Source organism: Amycolatopsis sp. NPDC028719 (assembly GCF_055565395.1).
Genome location: NZ_JBVHUL010000005.1, coordinates 38,811 through 64,151, shown reverse-complemented (window position 1 = coordinate 64,151; position 25,341 = coordinate 38,811). Strand labels below are relative to the sequence as shown.

General features: G+C 72.4%; 22 protein-coding genes. 6 read left to right on the top strand and 16 right to left on the bottom strand.

The genetic code is table 11. From position 1 onward, the window contains the following. Positions 1–17: 17 nt before the first annotated feature. The 7 genes from bioD to ACZ4TR_RS23515 all read right to left on the bottom strand — a co-directional run bounded on the left by bioD (position 18) and on the right by ACZ4TR_RS23515 (position 10,599). Positions 18–737, bottom strand: coding sequence for a dethiobiotin synthase (gene bioD, locus ACZ4TR_RS23545; RefSeq protein WP_465289728.1), 720 nt, complete (start codon positions 735–737; stop codon positions 18–20). Between the two features lie 523 nt (positions 738–1,260). Continuing rightward, positions 1,261–3,453: a SulP family inorganic anion transporter gene (locus tag ACZ4TR_RS23540; protein ID WP_465289032.1), complete on the bottom strand. Its 2,193-nt coding sequence runs from the start codon at positions 3,451–3,453 to the stop codon at positions 1,261–1,263. 268 nt (positions 3,454–3,721) lie between these two features. Continuing rightward, a complete protein-coding gene (locus ACZ4TR_RS23535; protein ID WP_465289031.1) occupies positions 3,722–5,959 on the bottom strand; it encodes a bifunctional SulP family inorganic anion transporter/carbonic anhydrase in 2,238 nt (745 codons plus the stop codon). A gap of 217 nt (positions 5,960–6,176) precedes the next feature. Next, entirely contained in the window at positions 6,177–7,457 is a 1,281-nt protein-coding gene (locus ACZ4TR_RS23530; RefSeq protein WP_465289030.1) for an adenosylmethionine--8-amino-7-oxononanoate transaminase, read from the bottom strand. Between the two features lie 62 nt (positions 7,458–7,519). Continuing rightward, positions 7,520–8,869: an SdrD B-like domain-containing protein gene (locus ACZ4TR_RS23525; protein WP_465289029.1), complete on the bottom strand. Its 1,350-nt coding sequence runs from the start codon at positions 8,867–8,869 to the stop codon at positions 7,520–7,522. A gap of 96 nt (positions 8,870–8,965) precedes the next feature. Continuing rightward, entirely contained in the window at positions 8,966–10,165 is a 1,200-nt protein-coding gene (locus ACZ4TR_RS23520; protein WP_465289028.1) for a cytochrome P450 family protein, read from the bottom strand. Positions 10,166–10,185: 20 nt separating this feature from the next. Then, on the bottom strand, positions 10,186–10,599 hold the full coding sequence (locus tag ACZ4TR_RS23515; RefSeq protein ID WP_465289027.1) for an SRPBCC family protein: 414 nt from the start codon (positions 10,597–10,599) through the stop codon (positions 10,186–10,188). A gap of 64 nt (positions 10,600–10,663) precedes the next feature. Here ACZ4TR_RS23515 and ACZ4TR_RS23510 point away from each other — a divergent pair, with 64 nt between their 5' ends. Next, entirely contained in the window at positions 10,664–11,287 is a 624-nt protein-coding gene (locus ACZ4TR_RS23510) for a nucleoside/nucleotide kinase family protein (protein ID WP_465289026.1), read from the top strand. Here ACZ4TR_RS23510 and ACZ4TR_RS23505 read toward each other — a convergent pair. The 4 genes from ACZ4TR_RS23505 to ACZ4TR_RS23490 form a co-directional block, all read right to left on the bottom strand. Beyond that, complete coding sequence (locus ACZ4TR_RS23505) at positions 11,284–12,441, bottom strand: glycosyltransferase family 4 protein (RefSeq protein WP_465289025.1); 1,158 nt, start codon at positions 12,439–12,441, stop codon at positions 11,284–11,286. The genes ACZ4TR_RS23510 and ACZ4TR_RS23505 overlap by 4 nt on opposite strands. A 91-nt stretch (positions 12,442–12,532) precedes the next feature. After that, positions 12,533–13,585 carry a C40 family peptidase gene (locus tag ACZ4TR_RS23500; protein WP_364526586.1) on the bottom strand — a complete coding sequence of 351 codons (1,053 nt, stop codon included), beginning with the start codon at positions 13,583–13,585 and terminating at the stop codon, positions 12,533–12,535. A gap of 417 nt (positions 13,586–14,002) precedes the next feature. Beyond that, the gene (locus ACZ4TR_RS23495) at positions 14,003–14,257 is read right to left on the bottom strand and encodes a hypothetical protein (protein ID WP_364526588.1); all 255 of its coding nucleotides are present in this window, start codon (positions 14,255–14,257) and stop codon (positions 14,003–14,005) included. A 131-nt stretch (positions 14,258–14,388) separates the two neighbouring features. Further along, complete coding sequence (locus ACZ4TR_RS23490) at positions 14,389–15,777, bottom strand: NYN domain-containing protein (protein ID WP_465289024.1); 1,389 nt, start codon at positions 15,775–15,777, stop codon at positions 14,389–14,391. Positions 15,778–15,897: 120 nt separating this feature from the next. On the opposite strand from ACZ4TR_RS23490, the gene ACZ4TR_RS23485 reads away from it, so the two are divergent. Next, positions 15,898–17,601, top strand: coding sequence for a DEDD exonuclease domain-containing protein (locus ACZ4TR_RS23485; RefSeq protein WP_465289023.1), 1,704 nt, complete (start codon positions 15,898–15,900; stop codon positions 17,599–17,601). Positions 17,602–17,875: 274 nt separating this feature from the next. Here ACZ4TR_RS23485 and ACZ4TR_RS23480 read toward each other — a convergent pair whose 3' ends face one another. After that, a complete protein-coding gene (locus ACZ4TR_RS23480) occupies positions 17,876–18,781 on the bottom strand; it encodes a MerR family transcriptional regulator (protein ID WP_465289022.1) in 906 nt (301 codons plus the stop codon). Between the two features lie 44 nt (positions 18,782–18,825). On the opposite strand from ACZ4TR_RS23480, the gene ACZ4TR_RS23475 reads away from it, so the two are divergent. Both ACZ4TR_RS23475 and ACZ4TR_RS23470 read left to right on the top strand, forming a co-directional pair. Next, entirely contained in the window at positions 18,826–19,563 is a 738-nt protein-coding gene (locus ACZ4TR_RS23475) for a maleylpyruvate isomerase family mycothiol-dependent enzyme (RefSeq protein WP_465289021.1), read from the top strand. Between the two features lie 41 nt (positions 19,564–19,604). Next, positions 19,605–19,886, top strand: coding sequence for an Lrp/AsnC family transcriptional regulator (locus ACZ4TR_RS23470; RefSeq protein WP_284750247.1), 282 nt, complete (start codon positions 19,605–19,607; stop codon positions 19,884–19,886). Positions 19,887–20,013: 127 nt separating this feature from the next. Here the strand turns inward: ACZ4TR_RS23470 and qcrB are convergent, their stop codons facing one another. The 4 genes from qcrB to ctaE all read right to left on the bottom strand — a co-directional run bounded on the left by qcrB (position 20,014) and on the right by ctaE (position 24,355). Then, on the bottom strand, positions 20,014–21,687 hold the full coding sequence (gene qcrB / locus ACZ4TR_RS23465; RefSeq protein WP_364526598.1) for a cytochrome bc1 complex cytochrome b subunit: 1,674 nt from the start codon (positions 21,685–21,687) through the stop codon (positions 20,014–20,016). Beyond that, on the bottom strand, positions 21,684–22,850 hold the full coding sequence (gene qcrA / locus ACZ4TR_RS23460; RefSeq protein WP_364526599.1) for a cytochrome bc1 complex Rieske iron-sulfur subunit: 1,167 nt from the start codon (positions 22,848–22,850) through the stop codon (positions 21,684–21,686). The genes qcrB and qcrA overlap by 4 nt, the downstream gene beginning before the upstream one ends. Next, a complete protein-coding gene (gene qcrC, locus ACZ4TR_RS23455) occupies positions 22,847–23,665 on the bottom strand; it encodes a cytochrome bc1 complex diheme cytochrome c subunit (RefSeq protein ID WP_125306905.1) in 819 nt (272 codons plus the stop codon). The genes qcrA and qcrC overlap by 4 nt, the downstream gene beginning before the upstream one ends. A 66-nt stretch (positions 23,666–23,731) precedes the next feature. After that, on the bottom strand, positions 23,732–24,355 hold the full coding sequence (ctaE, locus tag ACZ4TR_RS23450) for an aa3-type cytochrome oxidase subunit III (RefSeq protein WP_086681061.1): 624 nt from the start codon (positions 24,353–24,355) through the stop codon (positions 23,732–23,734). Between the two features lie 95 nt (positions 24,356–24,450). Between ctaE and ACZ4TR_RS23445 the strand changes: the two genes are divergently transcribed. Together ACZ4TR_RS23445 and ACZ4TR_RS23440 are read left to right on the top strand one after the other, a co-directional pair. Continuing rightward, positions 24,451–24,864, top strand: coding sequence for a ribonuclease E inhibitor RraB (locus ACZ4TR_RS23445; RefSeq protein ID WP_465289020.1), 414 nt, complete (start codon positions 24,451–24,453; stop codon positions 24,862–24,864). 63 nt (positions 24,865–24,927) lie between these two features. Next, positions 24,928–25,338 carry a response regulator gene (locus ACZ4TR_RS23440; protein WP_364526604.1) on the top strand — a complete coding sequence of 137 codons (411 nt, stop codon included), beginning with the start codon at positions 24,928–24,930 and terminating at the stop codon, positions 25,336–25,338. Positions 25,339–25,341 lie beyond the last annotated feature (3 nt).

Here is a 25,341-nt window from a genome sequence, read left to right as displayed (position 1 = left end):
GACGACAGCGACGCAGGTCACTTCCCGGCGGAAGCGCAGCCGGCGAAGAGCTCGGGGTCGAATTCGCCGCCGAACCACGGCGAGAGCCCGGCCCGCGCGGCGGACAGGAACTCCTCGGGCGAAGCCTCGCCGAGCCCGGCCGGCAGCACGCCGAGCAGCGGCGCCCCGGCCGCGACCGGCAGGTCTTCGAGGTTGGACAGCGCCGCGAGGTCCGGTTCGGCCGGCCACGAGCCGATGATGACGCCGGCGACGGTCAGGCCGCGCTTGGTGGCGACCTCGGCGGTGAGCGCGGTGGCGTTGAGCGTGCCGAGGCCGGCCTCCGCGACGATGATCACGAGCGAGCCCAGCGACCACGCGACGTCGGCGAGGCTGGAGCCGGCTTTGTCGAAGCGCACGAGCAGGCCACCGGCGCCTTCGATCAGGGTGAGGTCGTGGTCGGTGTCCAGGTCGGACGCGGCCCGCGCGATCTCCCCGGGATCGAGCGAGGGAAGGCCACTGCGCCGCGCGGCGGCCTCCGGCGACAGGGGGTCGGGGTAGCGCCGCAGCTCCCGGGTGGTGACGCGGTCCCCGGCGAGCCGCACGACGTCCTGCAGGTCACCGGCCTCATCGGGGCCGACACCGGTCTGCGCGGGCTTCAGGACGGCCACCCGCTGCCCACCGGCCACCGCCAAGGCGGCGATGGCCGCCGTGGTGATCGTCTTGCCGACCCCGGTCCCGGTCCCCGTCATCACCAGCATGGTCACGGGCCATCAACTTAGTGACTGCGGGAGGGAGTGCGCACCGCGGGCACCGGATGAGCCGGGGCGACGGAGGAAGATGCCCTGGTCGGCGACGGTTCCGGGTCGTGGACGGTGAGGCCTGGCCCAGGTGTGGCCCCGGGCGACGAATCTCCGACCGGGGGGCGCGCCGGGGCCGGCCACGGGTGAGTCGGCCACGGGACCCGGCTCGACCGGAGGCGCACCGCAACGCGGCCGCACCGGCTCGACGGCGCCGGTCGCAACTCGCCGACGGAACCGGACTCACGCCCAGCAATCCGCGTGCGACGCCGGGGCTCTGCCCCGGGCAGAGCAAGTAGGGCCGGACCGGCCAATTCGGGTCAGGCCGGGCCGCGGGGGGTCGGCTCGCGTACCCAGGCGGTCGGCTCGCGTACCCGGAGAGTCGGCTCGCGCACCCAGGCGGTCGGCTCGGCGGCGGGCGGCGGAGCCGGGCCTACAGCGGCCCGCGCGGGCCGGGCCCCGGTGGACCCGGCCCGCGCCGACCTCACGCGCCCGGCACCACCACCTGGGCCCCGGCCGGGCGGAACGTCCGCTCCGCCGAGTCGAACAGGTACACCTGGGCCGTCCCCACCGCGAAGTACATCCCGGTCAGCTGCACCTTCCCCGCCGCCTCGGCGGCCGCGACCGACGGGTACTCCCGCAGGTGCTCCAGCTGCTGCAGCACGTTGTGCAGCGCCAACCTGTCCCCTTCGCGCTCCGGGACACCGCCGTCCAGGGTGGCCGAGCCCGTGCGGTGCGCGCTCGGCTCCGCGTGCCGGAGCCAGACCGCCAGCGGGCCCGGCGGTGGGCCGTCGGCCAGGGCCGCCATCGCGCCGCAGCCCGAATGGCCGCACACCACGATCTCCTCGACGCCCAGCACGCCCACCGCGTACTCGATCGACGCGTTCATCGACGGGTCGGCCTGGCCGGGCGGGACGAGGTTGCCGATGTTGCGGATCGTGAACAGGTCGCCCGGGCCGCTGGTGGTGATCAGGTTCGGCACGATCCGGGAGTCGCCGCAGGTGATGAACAGGGTGCGCGGGCGCTGACCGTCGGCGAGGCCGGACAGCGTGTCACGCAGCAGCGGGGCCGCGCGGCGGTGGAACTCCGTCGCGCCGCGGCGGGTCTGCTGGGCCGGGATCCCTTCCACCGCCTGCCATTCCGACCACGGCGCGAGCCAGCGCGGCACCGCCCGGCTCGCGGCCAGCCGCGACCGCGTCGGACGGCCCGCCTTGCCCTCGCCGAACCACGGGTGGCCGACCTCGTCGACGTCCACCGTGCCGCCGGCGCGCTCGTGCGCCTGCTGCCACGTGGTGAGGCTTTCGAACGCCGCGTGGTCGAGGTAGTCGACGACCAGCTCGAGCCGCACCGGCACCCCGGCGGGGATGGCGCCGAGCACCTTCGACAGCCGCGGCACCGACAGGAACGTCAGGACGCCTTCGACGACCACGCGCCGGCTGTCGCCTTCCGCCCCTGTGCTTTCCCTTTCGACGTGGATGCCGGACCACAACGTGCGGCGCAGCATCAGCACCAGCGAGAGCCCGATCCCGGCGAGGACGCCGGTGAGCAGGTCGACCACGACGACGCCGCCGAGGGTGAGCAGGTAGACGGGCAGGTCTCCGTGGGCGAGGACGGTCCTCATGTGCCCGGGGTTGACCAGTTTCGCGCCGACGTGCACCAGCAGACCGGCGAGTGCGGCCAGCGGGATGCTCTGGATCAGCCCGGCCAGCAGGACGACGAACAGCAGCACCCAGACGCCGTGCAGCACCGCCGACGCCCGCGTTTTCGCGCCGGCGGCGACGTTCGTGGAGCTGCGGACGATGACGCCGGTGACCGGCAGCCCGCCCACCGCCCCGGAGAGCATGTTGGCCGCGCCCTGGCCGACGAGTTCGCGGTTGAGGTTGGTCCGCGGGCCGGTGTGCAGGCGGTCGACCGCGACCGCCGAAAGCAGGCTTTCCACGCTGGCGATCAGGGCGATGGTGACGACGGCGAGCGCGAACCCGCCCCAGCCGCCGTCCGGCAGCTGCGGGACCAGGTGGATGTCGAGCAGGTCACCGGGCAGTTCGACGCGGGGCAGCGTCATCCCGGCGACCACCGACACGACCGTGGCGGCGGCGATCGCCGCCAGCGGCCCGGGCACCTTGCGGACGGCGGCCGGGAGCTTGGGCCAGAGCAGCAGGATCGCGATGGTGAGCAGGCCGATCAGGGTGGCGGAGTCGTGGTGGGCGACGATCTGGCCGGGCAGCTCGGCGATGTTCTCCACCGCCGAGCTCTGGGCCTTCCCGCCGAGGATGACGTGCAGCTGGCCGAGCACGATCGTGACGCCGATGCCGGCCAGCATGCCGTGCACGATGGCCGGCGAGATGGCCAGCGCGGCGCGGGCGATCCGGCTCAGCCCCAGCAGGATCTGCAGCGCGCCGGCGGCGACGGTGATGGCACATGTGACGGCCCAGCCGAACGTCTGGATGGTTTCGGCCATGACGACGGTCAGGCCGGCGGCCGGCCCGCTGACTTGGAGCGCGGAGCCGCCGAGGGCACCGGCGACGATGCCACCGACGACGGCGGCGACGAGCCCGGCGGCGACCGGCGCGCCCGAAGCGAGGGCGATGCCGAGGGACAGGGGGACTGCGACGAGGAAGACGACCAGTGAGGCCGGCAGGTCGTGGCGGAGCACGGCGAGGGGTCTCATGATCACCATGCAACCGGAAATCGTGTGAAATGTCCGCTATGCACCACCCGATCGAGTGAACAACTGGCCACATTTAGCCCGAACGTCACAAAACGGACAGGTCGTTAACGTGCCGTTCACAAGATCATTTCTGTCAGATGACAGTTGAATCCCGTACTACACAAGGGTTCCCGGCCAGCGGCACAAGCGCCCCAATGTGGCCTTGGTTGCGTCTGACGCACCCAAGGTGGCCTTCGGTGCGTCTGACGCACCGAAGGCCACATTGGGGCGCTTCGGGTCAGTGCTCCAGGGCACCCGCCGGCACGAACCCGCGCGCCGCATCGTCCAAAAGGGACACTTGCGCGGCGCCGACGTCGAAGTACATCCCGGTCAACCGCAGCCCGCCCCGCGCCAGCGCCTCCGCCACCACCGGGTAGCCCCGCAGCGTTTCCAGCTGCTGCACCACGTTCTGCAGCGCGAGCTGGTCGGCTTCGGCAGCAGGCCGTTCCCCACCGAGCAGCAACGGCGCCTCACGACTCCGCCGCCGCAGCGTCGCCTCGCCGTGTCGCAGCCAGCTGCCCAGCTGCACCAAGCCGTCCGGCGCCTGGCCGAGCAACGCCTTCATCGCCCCACAGCCGGAATGCCCGCACACCACGATCTCCGCGACGCCGAGCACCCCCACGGCGTACTCGATCGCCGCGCCGACCGACGAGTCGTCCCCGTCCGCCGGCGGCACCAGGTTGCCGATGTTCCGCACGGTGAACAGGTCCCCCGGCCCGCTCGTGGTGATGAGGTTCGGCACGATCCGCGCGTCCCCGCAGGTGATGAACAGCGTGTGCGGCTGCTGCCCGTGCGCCAGCCCGCTCCACGTGTCGCGCAGCAGGGGCGCCGTGCGGCGGTGGAACTCGGAAGCACCGCGGCACAGCAGGGAGCTGGCCGTGCGCTGGGCCGGCAGCACGACGTGCTCGGCCTGCCACTCCGACCACGGCGCGAGCCACCGCGGCACCACGCGCGCGGCGACGCTGCGGCGCACGGTCGGCGCACCCGCGGTGCCGCGTTCGAACCACGGGTGCCCGATCTCGTCGACCGTCACCGGCCCGGCGTGCGCCTGCTGCCAGCCGCGCAGGCAGTCGAACGCGGCGTGGTCGAGGTAGTCGACGAGCAGCTCCAGCCGGACTTCGGCGTGCGGCGGCACCTCGGCGAGCACCCGGGTCAGCCGCGGCACGGACAGGAACGTCAGCGCGCCTTCGATGACGACGCGGTGGCCCTCACCGTCCCTTTCCACGTGAATCCCGGAGAAGATCATCCGCCGGAGCATCATCGCGAGCGCGAGCAGTATTCCGGCCGCGACGCCGGTCAGCAGGTTGACGGCGACCGCGCCGGCGAGCGTGACGGCGTACACCGGCAGGTCGCCGTGGCGCCGCACTTCCTTGAGCCCGTTGAGGTTCACGAGCTTCGCGCCGACGTAGACCAGCAACGCGGCGAGCGCCGCCAGCGGAATCAGCCGCAGGAAGCCGGTGAACAGGAGGCAGGCCGCGAGGATCCAGACGCAGTGCAGCATCGCCGACGCGCGGGTGCGCGCTCCCGCCTCGTAGTTCGTCATGCTGCGCACGATGACGCCGGTGACCGGGAACCCGCCGAGCGCGCCGGCGGCGACGTTCGCCGCGCCCTGCCCGATGAGCTCGCGGTCGAGGTCGGTGCGCGGACCCCCGCGGAGCTTGTCCACCGAGACCGCGGACAGCAGGCTCTCCAGGCCGGCGATCAGCGCGATGGTGAGCGCGGCGGCCGCGAAGCCGGCCCATCCGCCGTCGGGCAGCCGCGGCACGACGTGCAGCGGGGGCAGCCCGGCCGGGAGGTCGACGCGCGGAAGGGACATGCCGATCGCGACGGACAGGCCGGTGGCCAGCGCGACGGCGGCCAGCGGCGCGGGCACGCGGCGGACGGCCTTCGGCAGCCGCGGCCACGCGAGCAGCACCGCGAGGGTGACGACGCCGATCAGCACGGCCTGGTCGTGGTGCGCGGCGATCTGCCGCGGCAACGCGAGGACGTTGGCCAGTGCGGAACCCTGCGCCGAGCCGCCGAGCACGACGTGCAGCTGGCCGAGCACCAGCGTGACGCCGATGCCGGCGAGCAGGCCGTGGACGATGGCCGGCGACACGGCCAGCGCGGCGCGGGCGAGGCGGGTCAGGCCGAAGAGGATCTGGAGCAGGCCCGCGGCGACGGTGATCGCGCAGGTGACCGGCCAGCCGTGGGTGGCGATCGTGTCGGCCAGCACCACGGTGAGAGCGGCGGACGGGCCGCTGACCTGCAGCGGCGATCCGCCGAAGAGGCTCGCGACCAGCCCGCCGACGACGGCGGAGATCAGGCCCGAGAGCAGCGGCGCCCCGGCGGCGAAGGCCACGCCGAGGGAGAGAGGAACGGCGACGAGGAAGACGACGATCGACGCGAGGACGTCGTGTTTGAGGTTCTCGAGCTGGCGGAGGTTCTTCGGGGACGGCGGTCCGGTGTCGTGTTCACCACGAACGATCTCGATCATGGACGCAGGATCGCCGAAACCGCGCGAAAAGTCTGTTACGCAAGCATTTCTCGCGTTTGTCCCGGTACGGACCGGTTCGGTTTCCCGGAACTTTCAGGCGAACAGCGCCCGGGAACCTCCGCCGATCGCGTGGTGTCGATCGCGCACCGGCACGCAGCGCGACGACGAGGAACCTTCGGGTCTCGGTGTGCGCGTGGTCACACCCGATGTGCTGAATTCACGCCTTTTCCGCCACGGCAAGCATCGCGCGGGTGATCGCGGCCAGATCGTCGTCAGTCGAAACGTACGGCGGCATCGCGTAGACGAGGTCCCGGAACGGCCGCAGCCAGACGCCCTGCCCGGTGACGACGTCGGTGGCCACCGCCATGTCGACGGAGTGGTCGAGCTGCAGCACGCCGATGCCGCCGAGGACCCGGACGTCCACCACCGAGCCGAGGTCGCGCGCCGGCGCCAAGCCGTCCAGCAGGCCCTTCTCGAGCCGGCTGACGTCCTGCCGCCACGCGCCGCCGGCCAGGAGCCCCAGCGAGGCGTTCGCCACCGCCGACGCGAGCGGGTTGCCCATGAACGTCGGCCCGTGCGCGAGGACCGGCAGCGCGCCGCGGGAGATGCCCGCCGCGACCTCCGGCGTGCACAGCGTCGCCGCCATGCTCAGGTAGCCGCCGGTCAACGCCTTGCCGAGGCAGAGCACGTCCGGCGTCACGCCCGCGTGCTCGGCGGCGAAGAACGCGCCCGTGCGGCCGAAGCCGGTCGCGATCTCGTCGAAGATCAGCAGGACGTCGTGCGCCTCGGTCAGTTCCCGCAGCGCGCGCAGGTAGGCGGGGTGGTGGAAGCGCATGCCGCCGGCACCCTGCACGACCGGTTCGACGATCACCGCGGCCAGTTCCCCGGCGTGGGCCCCGATCGCGTCGGCCAGCGTGTCCACATAGGACTGGTCGGGCGGGGTGTCGAAGCCGGCCGGCGGGGCCGGCACGAAGACCTGCTCGGGCAGCACGCCGCGCCACAGCGAGTGCATGCCGCCGTCGGGGTCGCACACGCTCATCGGCGTGAACGTGTCGCCGTGGTAGCCACCGCGCCAGGTCAGCAGCCGGCGCTTCTCCGGCCGCCCGCGGGAGCGCTGGTACTGCAGGCACATCTTCGCGGCGACCTCGACCGACACCGAACCGGAGTCGCAGAGGAAGACGTGCTCGAGGCCCTCGGGCGTCAGGTCGACCAGGGTCTTGGCGAGGGTGATCGCGGGCTCGTGGGTCAGGCCGCCGAACATGACGTGGCTCATCCGCCCGGCCTGCGCGGCGAGGGCGGCGTCGAGGACCGGGTGCCGGTAGCCGTGGACGGCCGACCACCACGACGACATCCCGTCGATCAGCTCCCGGCCGTCGGCGAGCTTCAGCCGGACCCCGCTCGCCTCGGCGACCAGCAGCGAAGGCACCTTCGCGGGCATGGGCGCGTAGGGGTGCCAAACGTGCTGGGCGTCGAGGGCGAGCAGGTCGGCGGAGTCCACCCCCGCATTAAACAGGGGCGCGGCGCCGCCGCCGAGGGCGGTGGCGGAAGGCGGAGGTGACCTCAGCAGGGCTTCCGCGTGAGCACCCAGCCGTCCTGGTTCAGGGGCTCGGCCACGACGTGCACCGGCTGGTCCCCCGTCAGCACCCACGGACCGGAAACCGACAGCCGGTACCGGCCCGCGGGCCCGGCGATCGTCAGGCTCCCGTCCGCGCCGGTCGTCCCGTGGATCGTCCGGCCGGTGTCGAGGTCGGTGGCGTCGACCCGCTGTCCCGCGACGCCCTCCCCGGCCTCGGTGACGATCCGGCCGGTGCTCGTGCCGTCCTGGCCGAGCACCTTCGCCGTGTCGCGGGCTTCGGGCACGCCGTCGTGGTACGCCTCGTCGCGGGTGAAGTCGCAGGACTGCTCGAGAAAGCCCCACCTCGCGGGCCGCTCGGTGACCGTGCCGGGCACCCGGAACGTCCGGGTCTCCCCCGGCCGGATCGTCGCGCCGGGCCCGCCGTAGGCCAGCTCGCCCCACCCGGCCTCGGTGATGTCGGCGGCGCGGCCGGTGTCGCCGCGGTCGCAAGCGCCGTAAACCCCCGAGACGACGCGGGAGCCGGTGTTGGCCAGCTCCACCGTCAGCACGGCCGGGTCGCCCACGCGGTAGGTGTCCCGGTCCAGCGTCACCTTCCCGTGCAGCGTCTCGGACAGCGGGCGCAGCGCCCGCAGCGGTACGTCGACGACCGGCGTGGAGCCGTCGGCCCGCACGCTCGTCCCGCCGCCCAGGATCCACCCGCCGGGTGCGCCGGCCGCGTAGATGCCGTACTGCCCCGGCGGCAGGTCGGCGAACGAGTACCGGCCGTCGGCGCCGGTGGTGCGGGTCTCGGGAAGATCGGCCCCGTACAGCCGGACCTCCGCGCCGGCGAGCGCTTCACCCGGGTCGGCCACGCCGTCTTCGTCCGCGTCGGCGTATGCCTGGCCGCCGATCGTCGTCGTTCCCGACGCCGCCCGCACGGTCACCTCGGCCGGCGCGAGCGGCGGGGTCACGCCGTCCAGTAGCGACACCGACAGCCGGAACCGGGAGTCGCCGTCGAGCGGGCCCGTGAGGTAACCGGTCAGCAGGTACTCCCGGGTCTCGCCGGGCACGAAGCTCGCGCCGAACCCGCCCGGCCCGAGGTCGCCCCAGCCCGAGTCCACCCAGAAGCGCGTGCCGCCCAGGTGGTCGGCGATGCCGTGGGAGTAGTAGACCCCGCGGGTGCCGGCGTTGGTCACGGTGTACTTCACGGTGACCGGCTCCCCGGGCAGGTACGGCCCGCCTTCGACCACGGCCGTGCCCCGCAGGTCGTAGTCCTCCGCACTCGCCGGGACCGCGAACCCCACGATCGCCACGAGCACCGCGGCCGACGTCACCAGTGCGCGTCGAATCCCCAAGGTGACTCCCCCTCACCTCCGGCCCGCACCCCTCCGCGCGGGCTTCGGAGCTTTCACGCGTGAAGGGGCCTTTCGGCCACCATCGAGTGACGCAGCTCACAGCCGGACCGGCAGCACCTCCAGCCCGTGCACCAGGGAGCTGGACCGGTAGACCAGCTCGTCCGGCTTGGCGTCCAGCGCGAGGTTCGGGAACCGCGCCAGCAGGCCGGCCAGGGCGATCTCGGCCTCCAGCCGGGCCAGGGGCGCGCCGACGCAGTAGTGGATGCCGTGTCCGAAGGCCAGGTGCCCGCCGGCCGCGCGCGTGACGTCGAGGCGCCCCGGGTCCGGGAACCGCTCCCCGTCCCGGTTCGCGCCCAGCAGCGAAATCAGCACGAACTCGCCTTCCGGGATCGTCACGTCGCCCGCTTCGACCGCTTCCGCGGTGAAGCGCAGCGTGGCCAGGTGGATCGGGCCGTCGAAGCGGAGGAACTCCTCGACCGCACCCGGCATCAGGGACGGATCGGCGCGCAGCAGCGCCAGCTGCTCCGGCTCGCGCAGCAGCGCCAAGACGCTGTTGGCGATCAGGTTCACCGTGGTTTCGTGCCCGGCCACCAGCAGCAGGAACGCCATGGAGATCAGCTCGTCCTGCGACAGCGAGTCGCCGTCGTCGCTCGCGTGCACCAGGTCCGACAGCAGGTCTTCGGCCGGCTTGGCGCGCTTCTGCTCGACCAGGCCGGTGAGGTAGGTGAGCATGCTCTGCGCCGCGTGCTGCGCGTCTTCCGGCGTCGACGAGCTCAGCAGGGTCTTCGACCACGCGGAAAACTCGGTCCGGTCCTCCGGAGCGACGCCCAGCAGCTCGCAGATCACCGTGATCGGGAGCGGCGCGGCGAACGACCGCAGCAGGTCCGCCCGCTCCTGCCCGGCCAGCGCGTCGAGCAGCTCGGTGGTGATCTCCTCGATCCGCGGCCGCAGCCGGGCCACCGTCCGCCCGGTGAACGCCTTGTTCACGAGCTTGCGCAGCCGCGAGTGGTCCGGCGGGTCGGTGTTGAGCATGTGCCGCCCGAGCGCTTCGCCGAAGCCGCCCTGGTTCGTCGCCCCGGCCGGGAGCTTCGCCTCGAACAGCTCGTACGCGCGCCGGTTGTCCTTGTGCAGCCGCGAATCCGCCAGCAGCGCCCGCGCCTGCGCGAAGTCCGTGACGATGTAGCAGTCCAGGCCGCGCGGCATCCGGACCCGGCGCACCGGCCCGCCCGCGCGGAGCATCTCCGCGAACAGGTGCGCGTCCTGAGCGAAATCCTCCGCCGCTTCGGTCGTCGTCATTGCCGCCCCCGCAGTCAGCCTCAGCGCTCGGCGAGTGCCGCCACCACGCGCTCGGTCACGTCCTGCCAGTATGCCCGCTGTTCCTCGCGTTCTTCCGCGTCCGAAAGCCATTCCTGGTGGAACCGCAGCGTGGTCTTCGCGCCCGAGCCGCTGAGCCGGACCTGGACCGTCGAGTCGTGGTCCCAGTCGCTCGGCCGCCACGTCAGCCGCACCCGGTCGCCCTCGGCGAAGCTGCGGATCTCCCCGACCGTGCCGTTCGCCGTCTCGTACTCCGCGCCCGGCTCCCGCGGCAGCTCGACGCCCGGCCCCAGCCAGATCGCGACGCCGTCCCGGCTGACCAGGAAGTCCCACACCGTCGCGGCCGCGTACGGCAAGGTCCGCGAAACCCCGATGTTCCACCCCACATCGGCCGTCTTCCCCACTGAAGAAGTCATGGAACCATCCTCCCACCGGGGTACGACAAAACCGGTCCCCGGCCCGGGTGCAGGATCGTCAACCGTGCGCTACCGCCCCATTTCCCCCGCCGTACTGGCCGAAGAACTGACCGACCGCATCGACGCGCTCACCGGGCGGCGGCGGATCGCGGTCGCCGTCGACGGCGCGGCGGGTGCGACGGAAACCACCGAACTCGCCGACGCCTTGGTCGACCCGCTGCGCCTGCGCGGCCGCGCGGCCCTGCGCGTCTCGGCGCGCGACTTCCTGCGGCCCGCGTCCCTGCGCTTCGAGCACGGCCGCACCGACCCCGACGCGCGCTACACCGACTGGCTCGACCTCGGCGCCCTCCGCCGCGAGGTCCTCGACCCGCTGGGGGAAACCGGGTCCGGCGAGGTCCTGCCGTCACTGTGGGACGCCGAACGTGACCGCGCGACCCGCGCCGAGCGGGTGCCGCTGCCCGAAGGCGGGGTCGTGCTCCTCGACGGCGAACTGCTGCTGGGGGCCGGTCTGGCCTTCGACCTGGCCGTGCACCTGTGGCTCTCCCCCGCCGCCCTGCGCCGCCGGGTGCCGGACGCCTGGGCGGTCCCGGCCTACGAGCGGTACGAGGCGGAAGTCGATCCCAGCTCGCTCGCCGACGTCGTCGTGCGCGTCGACGATCCGCGGCACCCGGCGCTCTACACGCCTTAGCGGACGACGGCCACCGGGTCGCCGTCCAGGAGGCCGGCCAGCCGCCCGGCCATCGTGTCCCAGCGCCAGTTCTCCGCCACCCAGGCCCGGCCGGCCTCGCCCATCCGGCGGGCGCGCACGGGGTCCGCGAGCAGGCTGGAGAGGGTCTCGGCCAGCTGGCCGGCGTCCCGGCCCTCGACGACGTGCCCGGTGACCTCGTCGAGCACCGTCTCGGGCGCGCCGCCGGAGTTGCCCGCGACCACCGGCAGGCCCGTCGCCGAGGCCTCCAGGTAGACGATCCCGAGCCCTTCGACGTCGAGCCCCTTGCCCCGGGTGCGGGCCGGCATCGCGAAGACGTCGCCCGCGGCGTAGTGCGCGGGCAGCTCGGCCCACGGCACCGACCCGGTGAGCACGACGTCGCGCTCGAGCCCCAGTTCGGCGACCAGCCCGGTGAGCGTCTTGCGGTACGGGCCGCCGCCGACGATCAGCAGCGCCGCGTCCGGCACGCGTTCGCGGATCCCCGGCAGCGCGCGGATCAGCTGGTCCTGCCCCTTGCGCGGGACGAGCCGGGACACGCAAACGATCGTGGGGCGGTCGGCTAACCCGTGCCGCGCCCGGATTTCCGCGCGGCCGGCCGGGTCCGGTTTGTACAGTTCGGTGTCCACTCCGGACGGCAGCAGCTCCAGCCCGGCCATCGGGCCGAACGCGGCGGCGAACCGGCCGCGGGTGTAGCGGCTGACGTAGGTGACAACGTCCACGGTGTCCCCGATGCGCCGCAACGCCTGCCGCGAGCCCGGGAGCATGGACCAGCCGACTTCGTGGCCGTGCGTGGACGCCACGACGCGGCGCGCACCGGCCTGGCGCAGCGAATGCCCCAGCAGCGCGAGCGGCGCGGCGGCGCCGAACCAGACGGCTTCGCAGTCGCGCGCCCGCATGATCTGCTTCGCTCGGCGAAGGACGTCCGGCGTCGGCAGCATCAGCGACGTCGGGTGCCGGACGACCTCGAACGGCGCCTCGGCGTCGAACTCCTCGTGCGACCCCGTGTGCGACTCCCACGACGGCGCGTAGACGACCAGGTCGTCCGCCGGCAGCCGGGTGGCGAGGGAGTTCAGGTAGTTCTGGATCCCTCCGGGCCGCGGCGGGAAGTCGTTGGTCACGAGCAGGGTCTTGAGCACGCCCCAGAGGCTAGCGGCCACCGCATACGGCGGAGGGGCGGCACCGCGTGTGCGGTACCGCCCCTTCGAAGAGCCGACAGTGCTGCGTGGGTCACGACGTCGGGCGTCGCGCTCCCGCGTACTGGCTCTGCAGCGGCGAGATCTTCACGACGTCACCGCTGTCGGGCGCGTGGACCATCTTGCCGTCGCCGATGTACATGCCGACGTGCGAAACGGGCGAGTAGTAGAACACCAGGTCGCCCGGCTGGAGCTGGTCCCGCGGCACCGCGGCGCCGAAGGTGGACTGCTCGCGGCTCGACCGGGGCAGCGTGAGGCCGGCCTGCTTGTAGGCCCACAGCATCAGGCCCGAGCAGTCGAACGTGCTCGGCCCGGTGGCGCCCCAGACGTACGCGCTGCCTCGCTTGCTCAGCGCCGCGTCCAGCGCGATCTGGGCGGCGGCGGTGGGCGCCTTGAGGCCGGTGGGCGAACCGCCCTTGTCACCCTGCGCGGCCCGGTCGAGCGCACTCAGGCTCTTGTTGGCCGCCTTGAGCTGGTCGATCTGGTCGTTCAGCGCCTTCTGCTTGCCCCTGATGTCATCGGTCAGCTTCGCCGCCGCGTCGCGCGCTTCAGTGGCGCGCTTCGCCGCGTCGGAAGCCTTGTTCGTGGCATCGGTGGCCTGCTGGACGGCGCCGGTGAGGTTGCCCATCGCGCCGTTCTTCTCGGTCGCGATGACCTCCAGCGCCGAGGAGCGGTCGAGGAAGTCCTGAGTGGACGTCCCGGCCAGCAGCGCCGACAGCTTGTTCAGCTGGACGCCGCTGGTGAACGACGCGCCGGCGAACTTGTCGACCTCGGTCTGGTACTTCTTCTGGTTCTCGGCGGCCTGGGCGGCCTGGTCCTTCGCCGCGTTGACGTCGCCGGTGGCCTTGTCGAGCTCACCCTGCTTGGCCTTCAGGTCGTCCTGGGCCTTGAGCAGGTCTTCGTTGAGCTTTTCGGCTTGGGCCGCGAGGTCGCGGTACTTGGCCAGGGCGTCCGAACCGGTCGGCGGGGCCTGGAGGACGGGGATGGGGGCGGCGGTGGCCGTCGGCTGCGCCACGGTGACGAGGGTGATCACCGAAGCCGCGGCGAGGGCACCTGAAACCACGCGCCTTACTGGATGCGACTGCACGGTCGCGCGGGTCTCCTTTGCGTCTCGGCCGCCGAGGGGGACCGGGGCACGAAGAGGTCGGGGGGTTCCTCTTCGCCGCTTGTCCCGCACCGCGCGTTCTCCCGCACCAGGTGAAGCGAGCGGTGGTGGTTCCGGTTCCCAGCTTCCCGACAAAGCTGCGTCCGGCGGCGATCCCGCGTCGCCGCCTCATCGACGGCCAGGGGCCACGAGATCTCGGACAGGTTACGAAAAGACCGCCACCACGTCCACCACCTCGAAGGCAAAAACTCTCCGTAGCGCCCGGAAACACCATCGGACCAGCATGGGAGAAGACTTGTGATGGGCGTTACACGCTGGGGTTTCTTCGCACTCGATTCGACTACCTACCGTTCACCTGACCCGAACGACCACTCGGCGCGCCGACACGAAACGGGCAAGTCAGGCCGTGCGCGGAACGGGTCCCTCGACCAGCCGCAGCCGCGGAACCATGCCCGCGTCGGCGAACGCGTCCAGGGCGCGCCGCTCGTCGGCGTCCCACACGGCGGGCGGCGCGCCCAGCAGCACGGTGACCACGCAGTCGTGGCAGGAGATGCCCCGGACGACGCAGCGGTCGCAGTCGACCACCACGCTTTCGATGTCCGAAACCGAAATGTGCGAGACGTCCACTTCGGACAGCTCGGGGGTGTCGTTCATGTGCTCCTCCTCACGTCGGGACTGACTGAGGAGGACGGTAGGCGCCACCACCGACAATTTCCGTCGGTGATGTACCGAGGCTCCGCCTCGGGCCGGGGGCTCCGCCACCCGAAACCCCCGAAAGCCCCAGGTCAGACCCGGGAGAGCCGGCTGACCAGCACCGCAGACGGGGTCGGATGGGCTCCGCCACTGCGCACGGAGTCCGCCACCGCGCGGTCGGACGTCGCCACGACCATGGGCCGGCCGGCGGGCTCGGCCGCCACGATGTTGCGGATCACGTCGTCCGCCAGGACCCCGCGGTCGGAGAACAGCACCCGCACCCCGCGGGGCACCGACGCCGGGACCGACAGCACGCCCGCGCCGTCGAAGACGACCGTCACCTCGGCCGAAGTGCGCGCCGCCAGGGCGGAGAGCTGGTGGATCAGCCGGTCGCGCTGGTCGGCCAGCGCCAGCTCGGGGTAGCCGGTCTTGGTGACGTTGTAGCCGTCGACGATCAGGTGCACGTTCGGCAGCGCCAGGTAGCGGTCCAGCGTGGAGACGTCGGCGATCTTGCCGCCCTGGCCGCTGCCGGTGCTGGCGCCGCGGACCATGTCGGCGGGCCGCGCGCCGCGGGCACCGAGGGCGAGCTCGCGGCGCAGGCCGGTGACCGCGCCGTCGATCGTGTCGATGAGCAGCGCCAGCCGCACCTCGTCGGCCTCGCGGGCCTCCCGGGCGGACTGGCGGGCGACTTCGGCGTCGCCCACCGCGCGTTCGGCACGGGCGCGTTCGGTGGCGACGCGCTGGCGTTCGCGCGCCAGCTGGGCGGTGAGGGCGGCGATCTCCTCGGCGCGGGCGGCGGACCCGCGCGCGGTCTCGGCGGACGCCGCTTCGGCCGCGTCCCGGGCCTGGCGGAGCTGGACGCCTTGCTCGCGCAGGCGCTTCAAGAGCTTCTCGACTTCGCCCTCGCGCTCGCCCCGCGCGCTCTCAGCCGCTTTCTTGGCTTCGGCGAGCTCCACGCGTAGTTGCATGAGTTCGCCTTCGAGGCGCTGGCTGCGGGCCAGCGCGGCGTCACGTTCGGCGCGCAGGGCGTTTTCCTCGGTGTTCTTGGCGACCAGCCGGACGCGCCCGGCGGCGCCGGACTCGCCGAGCAGCACGGCGGCCGCCGCCGCGGCGACCGAGTCCGTGGCGTTGGGGTCGAGCGCGTCGGTGCGGTGCTCGCGCAGCCATTCGATGACCGCGGTGCGGAACTGGGACGACTCGCCGAGCGCGGCGAGCAGCGCGGCGCCGCCGAGCTTGGCCCGCTTGGCCGGGGCGAACTTGGCGACGGGCCGCAGCTGGCGGGGCACGTCGGTGGCGGGCAGCTTGGCGACGGCGGCCGCCGAAAGCTCGGCGATCCGGTCGCGGACCGGCTCCGGGAGCGCGGGCCAGGTGGCCGGATCAGGCCGCTCCCCGGGCTCCTCGGCCTGCACGGGCCGTGGCGCGACACCCGACGGACCGGCGGGGTCCTCGGGCGGCTCCGGCACGAGCGGCTGCGGGTGCATTGGTCCAGGGTAGGCCCCGCCCCCGCATCACGCGCCGCGCGCCACACGGACCGCGTCCCGACCAGCGGCCGGGCTCCCCGGCGGGCAAAAGTGTCGGTGGGTGCCCCTAGTCTCCCGCACATGCGTTCGATCCAGGCACAGCTCGCGTTCGACGAGCTCGGAACTCCCTTGCGGGACACGACTTTCGTGGTGTTCGACCTCGAGACGACCGGGGCCGCGCCGGGGCCGTCGGGGATCACGGAGATCGGCGCGGTGAAGGTCCGCGCGGGCGAGGTGCTGGGCGAGTTCGCGACGCTCGTGAACCCGGGGATGCCGATCCCGCCGCAGATCGTCTCGCTGACGGGCATCACGCAGGCGATGGTCTACGACGCGCCGCCGATCCAGGAGGTGCTGCCGGCGTTCCTCGAGTTCATCGAGGGTTCGGTGCTGGTGGCGCACAACTCGGGCTTCGACACGTCCCACATGCGGGCGGCCTGCGAGGGCCACGGGTACGTCTGGCCGAAGCTGACCGTCGTCTGCACGGTCCGGCTGGCCCGGCGGGTGGTGCCGCGCGACGAGGTGGGCCGGTACAACCTCACGGCGCTGGCGATGCTGTTCGGGGCGCGGACGCGGCCGACGCACCGGGCGCTCGACGACGCGCGGGCGACGGTCGACGTGCTGCACGGGCTGCTGGAGCGCGTCGGCAACCTGGGCGTCCATTCGCTCGAGGAGCTGATGGGGTACCTCCCCGAGGTCACGGTGGCGCAGCGGGCGAAGCGGCACCTGGCGGCCGACCTGCCGTCGGCGCCGGGCGTCTACCTGTTCAAGGGGCCGAAGGAGGAGGTCCTGTACGTCGGCACGGCGAAGGACCTGCGGCGGCGCGTGCGGACGTACTTCACGGGCTCGGAGGGGCGGAGCCGGATCCGCGAGATGGTCGCGCTGGCCGAGCGCGTCGACCACGTGGTGTGCGCGCACGCGCTGGAGGCCGAGGTGCGTGAGCTGCGGCTGATCGCGGTCCACCGGCCCGCGTACAACCGGCGGTCGAAGAACCGGCACCAGGGCTGGTGGATCGGGCTGACGGAGGAGGCGTTCCCGCGGCTGTCGGTGGTCCGGCTGCCGCGGCCGGGGGTGCTGGGCCCGTTCCGCAACCAGGCGGACGCGAAGGCCACGGCGGACACGCTGGCCGGGGCGTCGGGGCTGCGGACGTGCACGCAGCGGATCTCGCCGCGTTCGGCGAACGGGACCCCGTGCGTGCTGGCGGAGCTGGGGCGCTGCGGAGCGCCGTGCGCGGGGCGGCAGAGCGTGGAGGCGTACGTCCCGGCGGTCGAGTCGGTGTCGGGGCTCATCGCGGGTCTCGACGGCCGTCCCCTGCACGTCGCGGCGGCCCAGGTCGAGCGCTTGGCGGAGAACCACCACTACGAGCAGGCGGCCCGCCACCGCGACGAGCTGGCCGGCCTGATCCGCGCGCTGGGGCGCGCGCACCGGCAGGCGGCGCTGGCGTCGATAGCGGAGCTGATCGCGGCGGCCCCGGACGGCACCGGCGGCTGGGAGCTGTCGGTGATCCGCTACGGCCGCCTGGCCTCGGCCGGCGTGGCCCGGCGCGGAGTGCCGCCGATGCCGGTGGTGGAGGCGCTGGTGGCCTCGGCGGAGACGGTGCTGCCCGACCCGGGGCCGCTGAACGGCGCGCCCCCGGAGGAGGTGGGGGTGCTGCTGCGCTGGCTGGCCCGCCCGGGGGTCCGGTTGGTGCGGACGACGCGGCCGTGGGCGGAGCCGGCCGCGGTGGCCGGGTGGCGGGGATGGCTGGATCTGGTCTCGACCGCGCATTCCCTGGAGCACGTGGGCTGAGGGTGACCGGGGCAGCGCCGGGCAGGCCGGATCTCGCATGATCGGCGCCGGAACTCGCGTGACCCGAGTCGCATCTCGCGTGACGGGGGCCGGAACTCGCGTGATCCGAACCGCATCTCGCGTGACGGGGGCCCGAACTCGCGTGATCCAAGCCGGAACTCGCGAGTTGCAGCCGCGATCGCGTCCGCGGGGACCGGCCTCCGCTCCCCGAGCTCAGGCGACCGGGCGGTCCAGGCAGGCGCCAGACCCGCCGAAACCCGGCTCGGTCCCGGGCTCAGGCGACCGAGCGGTCCAAGGCGTCCAGCAACCACGTGTGCGTGACCCCCATCGGCGCCGCCTCTCCCGTGACCTCCCCCGCAAGGTGCCAATACCGCCGCACCCTGGGATCCCGGTCCGGTGCCGTCCGGACGTTCAACGCCCGGCGGAACGAAGGCGTGTCCCCCACTCCGACCGCCGCCGCGTGGGCCGCCACGAACCGGTCCAGTGCCGCCCCGGGCCCCGGCGTCGCCCCGGAGGCCACCGCGGGGAACGCCAGCGAACACGCCTCCCCCACCTCCGCGTGGAGCGCACCGAGGTCCGCGATCCGCTCGTGGCCGGCCAGTGTGCTCGCCCGAAGGTGCCCGGCCAGCGTCCGGTCCGCCGCCAGCACCACCAGCGACGCGTACGCCACCACCTGACCCGTCGACGGCTGCTCGGGCGGCCGCGGCGCGCTGACGTCGAGGAACATCCGGGCCGTGTCCGGCGGGATCGGGCCCGTCGTCATCGGGTGCCACAGCCGGACCAGCGCCTCGTGCGCCGCGAACCCGTCCTGCACCGCCGACAGCAGCTCGAGCCGGGCCGCCCGGTCCGCCGGCGACGACTCCTCCACCGCGCGCAGCACCGAACGCCGCCAGGCCAGCGTCGCGACCTCGCGGTCCAGCGCCGCGCGTTCGGCGGCCACGGCCTCGTCCAGCGACCGGTGGCCCGCCAGGACCTCGGTGATCGACCGCAGGCCCAGCCCGAGCCCGCGCAGCCGCCGGACCAGCACCAGGCGGTCGACCGCCCCGAAGCCGAACCGGCGATGGCCGCCGACGCTGCGTGCGGGCTCCAGCAACCCCTCGTCGCAGTAGAAGCGGATCGTGCGGACGGGCACCCCCGTCCGCCGCGCGAGGTCGCCGATCCCGAGTGTGTCTTCGGTCACCTTCGGTCGAACCTCCAGCCGGGTGGAATTCCTACGGTACGGCCATGGACACCACCAGCCTCGCCGAGGCACTGCACGCCCGCACCGCCGCCTTCGCGGAGACCGTCACCGGCGCCGACCCGGAGGCCCGCGTCCCCACCTGCCCGGACTGGCCGCTGCGCGTGCTCGTCGGCCACATCGGCCAGGCCCACCGCTGGGCGGCCGACATCGTCCGGTCCGGCCCGTCGCCGGTCCCCGACCCGCTCGACGCCGACCCCGGCACCCCGGAAAGCTGGGCCGACTGGCTCCGCCAGGGCGCCGACGACCTCGCCAAGACCGTCCTGGACGCGGGCGAAACGCCGGTCTGGACGTTCTTCGGCGAGCAACCGGCCAGGTTCTGGCTGCGCCGGATGCTCCACGACACCACGATCCACCACGCCGACGCCGCGCTGACCACCGGAACCGCCGTCGAAGTGGCCCCGGACCTCGCGGCCGACGCGATCAGCGAGTGGCTCGAAGTACTGTCCGACCCGGTCACGGCGAGCCTCCGGCCCGGCTTCGCCGAGCTGTGCGGCACCGGCCAGACCCTCCAGCTCCGCCCCGAACAGGGCAGGGGCTGGCTGATCACCCGCGAACCCGGCGGCGTCCGGTGGACCCGGGAGACGAGCCCCGCCGACGTCACGCTGACCGGCCCCGTCCAGGACCTGCTGCTCGTCCTCACCCGGCGACGGCCCGCCGGGGACGTCACCATCACCGGTGACCGGGCCCTGGCTGACCATTGGCTGGCGCACACCGCGGCCTAGGATCGCGGGCGACACCCGCAGACGAGTCTTGGAGGACCCAGGTGATCACCGCGATCGTGTTGATCCAGGTTGAGGCGGACGCGATCCCGGACGCGGCGCAGGCGATCGCCGACATCGACGGCGTCGGCGAGGTCTACTCGTGCGCCGGGGACGTCGACCTCATCGCCACCGTCAAGGTGTCCGCGCACGAGGAGCTGGCCGACCTGATCCCCGGCCGGATCGGGAAGGTGCCGGGGGTGCTGGACACCGTCACGCACATCGCGTTCCGGTCGTACTCCCGCGCCGACACCGAACAGGCCTTCGCGATCGGCGCCGAGGACTGAGCGAGGCCGCGTCCGAGGCCCCTGGCTGCCTCTCAGACGGCCGTGCCCGCCTCCAGCGGGCGCCGGACACCCCCGGGACACGAAGAAGGCCACCTCCGCGGGGAGGTGGCCTTCTTCGTGGATGGAGCTAGTGGTCCGAGCCCTTGGCGGTCTCGACGCTCTCGAACTCGCCCGGTTCACCCTGGGTGATCGAGTGCCCGTTGCCGTGCCCGTTGCCGTGGGCCCGCTCCAGCGCGACCGTCTCCTCGGCGGGGTCCGGCGACCAGAACGTGCCCGGAACGGCGTGCCCGGCCGAGCCCAGCTTGTTCATCTTCTTCGGCACCGAGGCGCCCTGGTACTCGAGCGGGACCGCGTGGCCGTGGCTGTCGACACCACCGAGTGGCTGGTGGATCTCGATGAACTCACCGTGCGGCAGCCGCTTGATGATGCCCGTCTCGACGCCGTGCTCCAGCACCTCGCGGTCGGCCCGCTGCAGGCCCAGGCAGATGCGGTAGGTGAAGTAGTACGCCAGCGGCGGCACGATCAGCACGCCGATGCGGCCCGCCCACGTCGTCGCGTTCAGGGAGATGTCGAAGCTGTCGGCGATGATGTCGTTGAAGCCCGACAGCTCGATGACCATGAAGAAGCCCAGCGCCATCGCGCCCAGCGCCGTGCGGACCGGTGCGTCCCGGGGCCGCTGGAGCAGGTTGTGGTGCGCGGTGTCCTTGGACAGCTTCCGCTCGATGAACGGGTAGCCCAGCAGCAGGCCGAACAGGATCGGCATGCCGATCGCGCCGGGGAAGAACACCGCCGGGATCGTGTAGTTCCCGAGGTAGACCTCCCAGGCCGGCCAGATCCGGAGCATGCCGTCGGCCCAGGCCATGTACCAGTCGGGCTGCGAGCCCGCCGACACCTGCGCCGGGTTGTACGGGCCGAAGTTCCACACCGGGTTGATCTGGAACAGGCCCGACATCAGCGCCAGCACGCCGATGACCAGCGTGAAGAACGCCCCGCCCTTCAGCGCGAAGTACGGCATGATCCGGACGCCGACGACGTTGGTCTCCTTGCGGCGCACGCCCGGGAACTGCGTGTGCTTCTGGTACCAGACCAGCGCCAGGTGCGCCCCGACCAGGGCGAGCATGATGCCCGGCAGCAGCAGGATGTGCAGCGTGTACAGGCGCGGGATGATCTGGTCGCCGGGGAACTCCCCGCCGAACAGCGCCCAGTGGATCCAGGTGCCGATCACCGGCACCGAGAGCACGATGCCCGAGAGCGTCGCGCGGATACCGGTACCGGAGAGCAGGTCGTCCGGCAGCGAGTAGCCGAAGAAACCCTCGAAGCAGCCCAGGATCAGCAGCAGGCCGCCGATCACCCAGTTGGCCTCACGCGGGCGCCGGAACGCGCCGGTGAAGAAGATGCGCAGCATGTGCACGGCCATCGCCGCGACGAAGATCAGCGCGGCCCAGTGGTGCAGCTGCCGCATGAAGAGGCCACCGCGCACGTCGAACGACAGGTCGAGCGTGGTGGCGAAGGCCCGCGACATCTCCAGGCCCTGCATGTTCTTGAAGCTGCCGTGGTAGACGACCTCCTGCATGGAGGGGTCGAAGAACAGCGTCAGGTACACGCCCGTGAGCAGCAGGATGATGAAGCTGTAGAGCGCGATCTCGCCCAGCAGGAACGACCAGTGGGTCGGGAACACCTTGTTCATCTGGTGCCGCAGGCCCTTGGCCGCGTGGTACCGCTGGTCCGCGTTGTTCGCGGCCTCGCCCAGGTGCCGTTCCACGGCACTCGCGCCCTTGGTCGGCGTGGTGAGTGAACTCATGACTTACGCTCCCAAAAGGCCGGACCGATGGCCTCGATGAAGTCGCCTCGCGCGATCAAGTATCCCTCTTCGTCCACCGTGATCGGTAGCTGGGCCAGCGGACGCGTCGCCGGGCCGAAAATCGGCTTGCCGTAGTGGAGGGCGTCGAACTGCGACTGGTGGCACGGGCACAGGATCCGGTTGGTCCGCTGCTCGTACAGGGAGGTCGGGCAGCCGACGTGGCTGCAGATCTTCGTGTACGCGTACAGGTCGCCGAAGTTGAAGTCCTCCTGGCCGGCCCGCTTGACCACCTTGGCGGCGTCGGTCGGGCGCAGGCGGATCAGCATGACCGGGTTGTCGATCCGGGTCAGCGCGGCCGCCAGTGCCTCCGCGTCGTTCCGCTCGGACTCGCGGAACGGGAAGACGGTCTCCATCGCCCCGGCGTCGAGGTCCTCGGCCTTGACCAGCGCGATCTCGGTCTGCTTGCCGTGCTCCACCTCGACCGGCTTGCCGGTGTTGCGGCGCAGGTAGACCTTCTCGCCCGGGAAGTTCGGCTGCCAGCCGGTGTGCCAGAGCGACGCCCGGTTGTCGGTGTCCTTCCACGGGTTCTTGATGAAGGACGCCAGCGGCAGCGCCGCGGCCGCGAGGCCCAGCGCACCGGCCCCGGCGATCGCCGAGCGCTTGATCAGCGACCGGCGGGCGATCGTGCTGCGGTTCCCGGCGTCGGCCAGGTGCGCGAGGAACGTCGCGCGGTCGACCTCGGGCGATCCCTCGCCGTCGCCGTCGTGGCGCTCCTGCACCGCGACCTCGGCGGGCACGAACTTCTTCGTGTACAGGATCACGCCGATGCCCAGGCCGAGGATGGCCAGGCCGAGCGTGATGCCGAGCATCGGGGTGTAGAGGCTGTACCAGAAGTGGCCGCTCTCGTTGTCCGGCGCCTCGTACTGCCACGGCCACCAGATGAGCGAGACGACGAACCCGATCCCGGCCAGCGCGGACAGGCCGAACCAGAACGCCACCAGGCGCTCGGCCCGCTTCTCCGCGCGGGTGCCCTCCACGGGCCACGGCGTCGGGTACTCGACGATCTCGACGCCGTCGAGCTCACCGCCCAGCTTCAGCAGCTGGTCCCGGTCCATCTCCGCCAGCTCCGCCTCCGTCGGCGGCTTCGGCCCCTCGGCACTCATGCCTTCGATCCAATCCACAACGTCACGCCGATCAGCGCGGCGATCCCGACGATAAAGGCGATGACGCCCTCCGAAGCGGGGCCGACCCCGCCGAGGCCGTTACCACCCGGGTCATTGTTGCCGTCCGACACCGACTTCACGTAGGCGACGATGTCCTTCTTCTCCTCCGGCGAGAGCTGCCGGTCGGAGAACTTCGGCATGTTCTGCGGCCCGGTGAGCATGGCCGTGTAGATCTGCTCTTCGCTGGCCGGGTCCAGGTTCGGCGCGTACTTGCCGGCGGACAGCGCGCCGCCGCGGCCGGTGAAGTTGTGGCACGACGCGCAGTTGAGGCGGAACAGCTCGCCACCGCGGGCCGGGTCGGAGCCGCGCAGGGCCTCGCCCTTCTCGGCGGGGCGCTGGACGCCGCCGCCGTGCGCCTGGATGTAGGCGCCGACCGCGTCGATCTCGGCCTCGGTCAGCTTCGGCGGCTTGCGCTCGACCTGCGCCTCCTGGCGCGCGGCGGGCATGCGGCCCGAAGAAGTCTGGAAGTACACCGCGGCGTCGCCGATGCCGATCAGGCTCGGACCGCGGTCCTGCACGCCCTCGAGGTTCGCGCCGTGGCACGCGATGCAGGTGTTGTTGTAGACCTGCTCGCCGAGGCGCAGCTGCGCCGGCGTGCCCTGGGCCTGCGCGGTCTGCGGCTCCGGGGCGAACACGGCGTACAGGGCGCCGGCGCCCACCAGCGCGATGCCGAGCGCGAGCAGGCCGGCGAACCGCCTCCGCAGCTTCGACCGCGCGCGGTACCGGCGCTCCGAGGATTTGGTGCTGGTGGTCATCTTGCGGCAACCCTTGCTGTCAGTTCAGGCCGATGGTGAAGGTGGTGGCGGCTGGGCGTGAAGCCCTCACGGGAGGAGGTAGATCACACCGAAGAGGCCGACCCACACGATGTCGACGAAGTGCCAGTAGTAGGACACGACGATCGCCGACGTGGCCTGGGCGGGCGTGAACTTGCTCAGTTTCGTGCGGATGAGCAGGTACACGAAGGCGATGAGCCCGCCGATGACGTGCAGGCCGTGGAACCCGGTCGCGAGGTAGAAGACCGTGCCGAACGGGCCGGACGGGATCGTCATCCCCTCTTCGACGAGGTTGTGGTACTCGTTGGCCTGGCCGCCGACGAAGATGGCGCCCATGATCAACGTGATGATGTACCAGCGGCGGAGTCCGTAGACGTCGCCGCGTTCGGCGGCGAACACGCCGAACTGGCAGGTCAGCGAGGACAGCACGAGGATCACCGTGAACGGGATCGCGTACGCCACGTTGAGGTGGAACTCTTCACCGTGCAGCGGCGGCGGCCACTGGCCGGAGGAGTTCTGCGCCTTGACGGTGAAGAACATCGCGAAGAGCCCGGCGAAGAACATCAGTTCGCTGGACAGCCACACGATGGTGCCGACACTGACCATGTTCGGCCGGTTCAGCGAGTGAACCCGCTGACTGATGGTGGGAGCTGCCGTTGTCACGCGTCGCATTATGTCCTCTCGCACCACCGCTCCGCCGGGTGGGTCCACGGCGGGTCGTCTGCGTAACCGATCACACCGGATGCCCGGGAAGGTGAGAGCTACTCATGGGTTTACTCGACCGGCTGCGTGACCTGCTCAAGAAGGACGAAACCGCCGGTCTGACGCCTGATACGCCCGGGTTGAAGATCGTCGCCGAGGCCTTCGACCCCGCTGTCGCGGATTCCGCCGTGCTCGCCGGTTCACCCGCCTGGGTCAGCACGGCACCGGCCGTCCTGCGCCACCACCTGCTGCTTCCGCCGAGCCGGCTGGCCGAAGCGGCGTCGATCCTCGCCCAGGACGGCTACGAGCTGCGAGAAGAGTCACCCGAAGGGGGCCTCGTGCGGGTCCACGCGGTCCGCGTCCAGGTGCTCGACGCGCTCCACTGCGCCCAGGAACGGTCCCGGATGGCCGGTCTCGCGCAGCGGCTGGGCGGCGACGCGCCCGGCTGGGAGGCACTCCAGCCGGAGGCGCCCGCGTGATGTCGGTCTCGGCCGATACGATCGGGCGGCAGACGTGCGGGTGATGAGACGGAGGCAGCTCAAATGGCCGAGCAGTCGATGCGGGTCCTGGTGTTCAGCCACAAGGCGGAGGTGCGCGAGGCGATCGTGAACGCGGTCGGCCGGCGGCCTGCCGCCGACCTGGCCCGCGTGGACTACGTCGAGGCCGACGGCATCGCCGACGTCCTGTCCGAGGTGGACGCCGGCAACGTCGACCTGGCGATCCTCGACGGCGAAGCGCAGCCGACCGGCGGCATCGGCCTCTGCCGCCAGCTCAAGGCCGAGATCGCCGAGTGCCCGCCGATCGTCGTGGCGGTGCGGCGGCGCGACGACCGGTGGCTGGCGACGTGGTCGCAGGCGGACGCCGTGCTGGTGCACCCGCTGGACCCGCTGACCGCCGCGGAGACCGTCGCCGACGTGCTGCGCGCGCGACGGGTCCCCGTCGTGAACGGCTGAGCC

Bases quoted from the DNA above. Each gene is read 5' to 3' on its own strand.
- ACZ4TR_RS23515 (WP_465289027.1), bottom strand. From the start codon at position 10,599: ATGACTTCTTCAGTGGGGAAGACGGCCGATGTGGGGTGGAACATCGGG.
- bioD (WP_465289728.1), bottom strand. From the start codon at position 737: ATGCTGGTGATGACGGGGACCGGGACCGGGGTCGGCAAGACGATCACC.
- ACZ4TR_RS23485 (WP_465289023.1), top strand. From the start codon at position 15,898: ATGCGTTCGATCCAGGCACAGCTCGCGTTCGACGAGCTCGGAACTCCC.
- ACZ4TR_RS23490 (WP_465289024.1), bottom strand. From the start codon at position 15,777: ATGCACCCGCAGCCGCTCGTGCCGGAGCCGCCCGAGGACCCCGCCGGT.
- ACZ4TR_RS23440 (WP_364526604.1), top strand. From the start codon at position 24,928: ATGGCCGAGCAGTCGATGCGGGTCCTGGTGTTCAGCCACAAGGCGGAG.
- qcrB (WP_364526598.1), bottom strand. From the start codon at position 21,687: ATGAGTTCACTCACCACGCCGACCAAGGGCGCGAGTGCCGTGGAACGG.
- ACZ4TR_RS23475 (WP_465289021.1), top strand. From the start codon at position 18,826: ATGGACACCACCAGCCTCGCCGAGGCACTGCACGCCCGCACCGCCGCC.
- ctaE (WP_086681061.1), bottom strand. From the start codon at position 24,355: ATGCGACGCGTGACAACGGCAGCTCCCACCATCAGTCAGCGGGTTCAC.
- ACZ4TR_RS23540 (WP_465289032.1), bottom strand. From the start codon at position 3,453: ATGGTGATCATGAGACCCCTCGCCGTGCTCCGCCACGACCTGCCGGCC.
- ACZ4TR_RS23445 (WP_465289020.1), top strand. From the start codon at position 24,451: ATGGGTTTACTCGACCGGCTGCGTGACCTGCTCAAGAAGGACGAAACC.
- qcrC (WP_125306905.1), bottom strand. From the start codon at position 23,665: ATGACCACCAGCACCAAATCCTCGGAGCGCCGGTACCGCGCGCGGTCG.
- ACZ4TR_RS23520 (WP_465289028.1), bottom strand. From the start codon at position 10,165: ATGACGACGACCGAAGCGGCGGAGGATTTCGCTCAGGACGCGCACCTG.
- ACZ4TR_RS23495 (WP_364526588.1), bottom strand. From the start codon at position 14,257: ATGAACGACACCCCCGAGCTGTCCGAAGTGGACGTCTCGCACATTTCG.
- ACZ4TR_RS23535 (WP_465289031.1), bottom strand. From the start codon at position 5,959: ATGATCGAGATCGTTCGTGGTGAACACGACACCGGACCGCCGTCCCCG.
- qcrA (WP_364526599.1), bottom strand. From the start codon at position 22,850: ATGAGTGCCGAGGGGCCGAAGCCGCCGACGGAGGCGGAGCTGGCGGAG.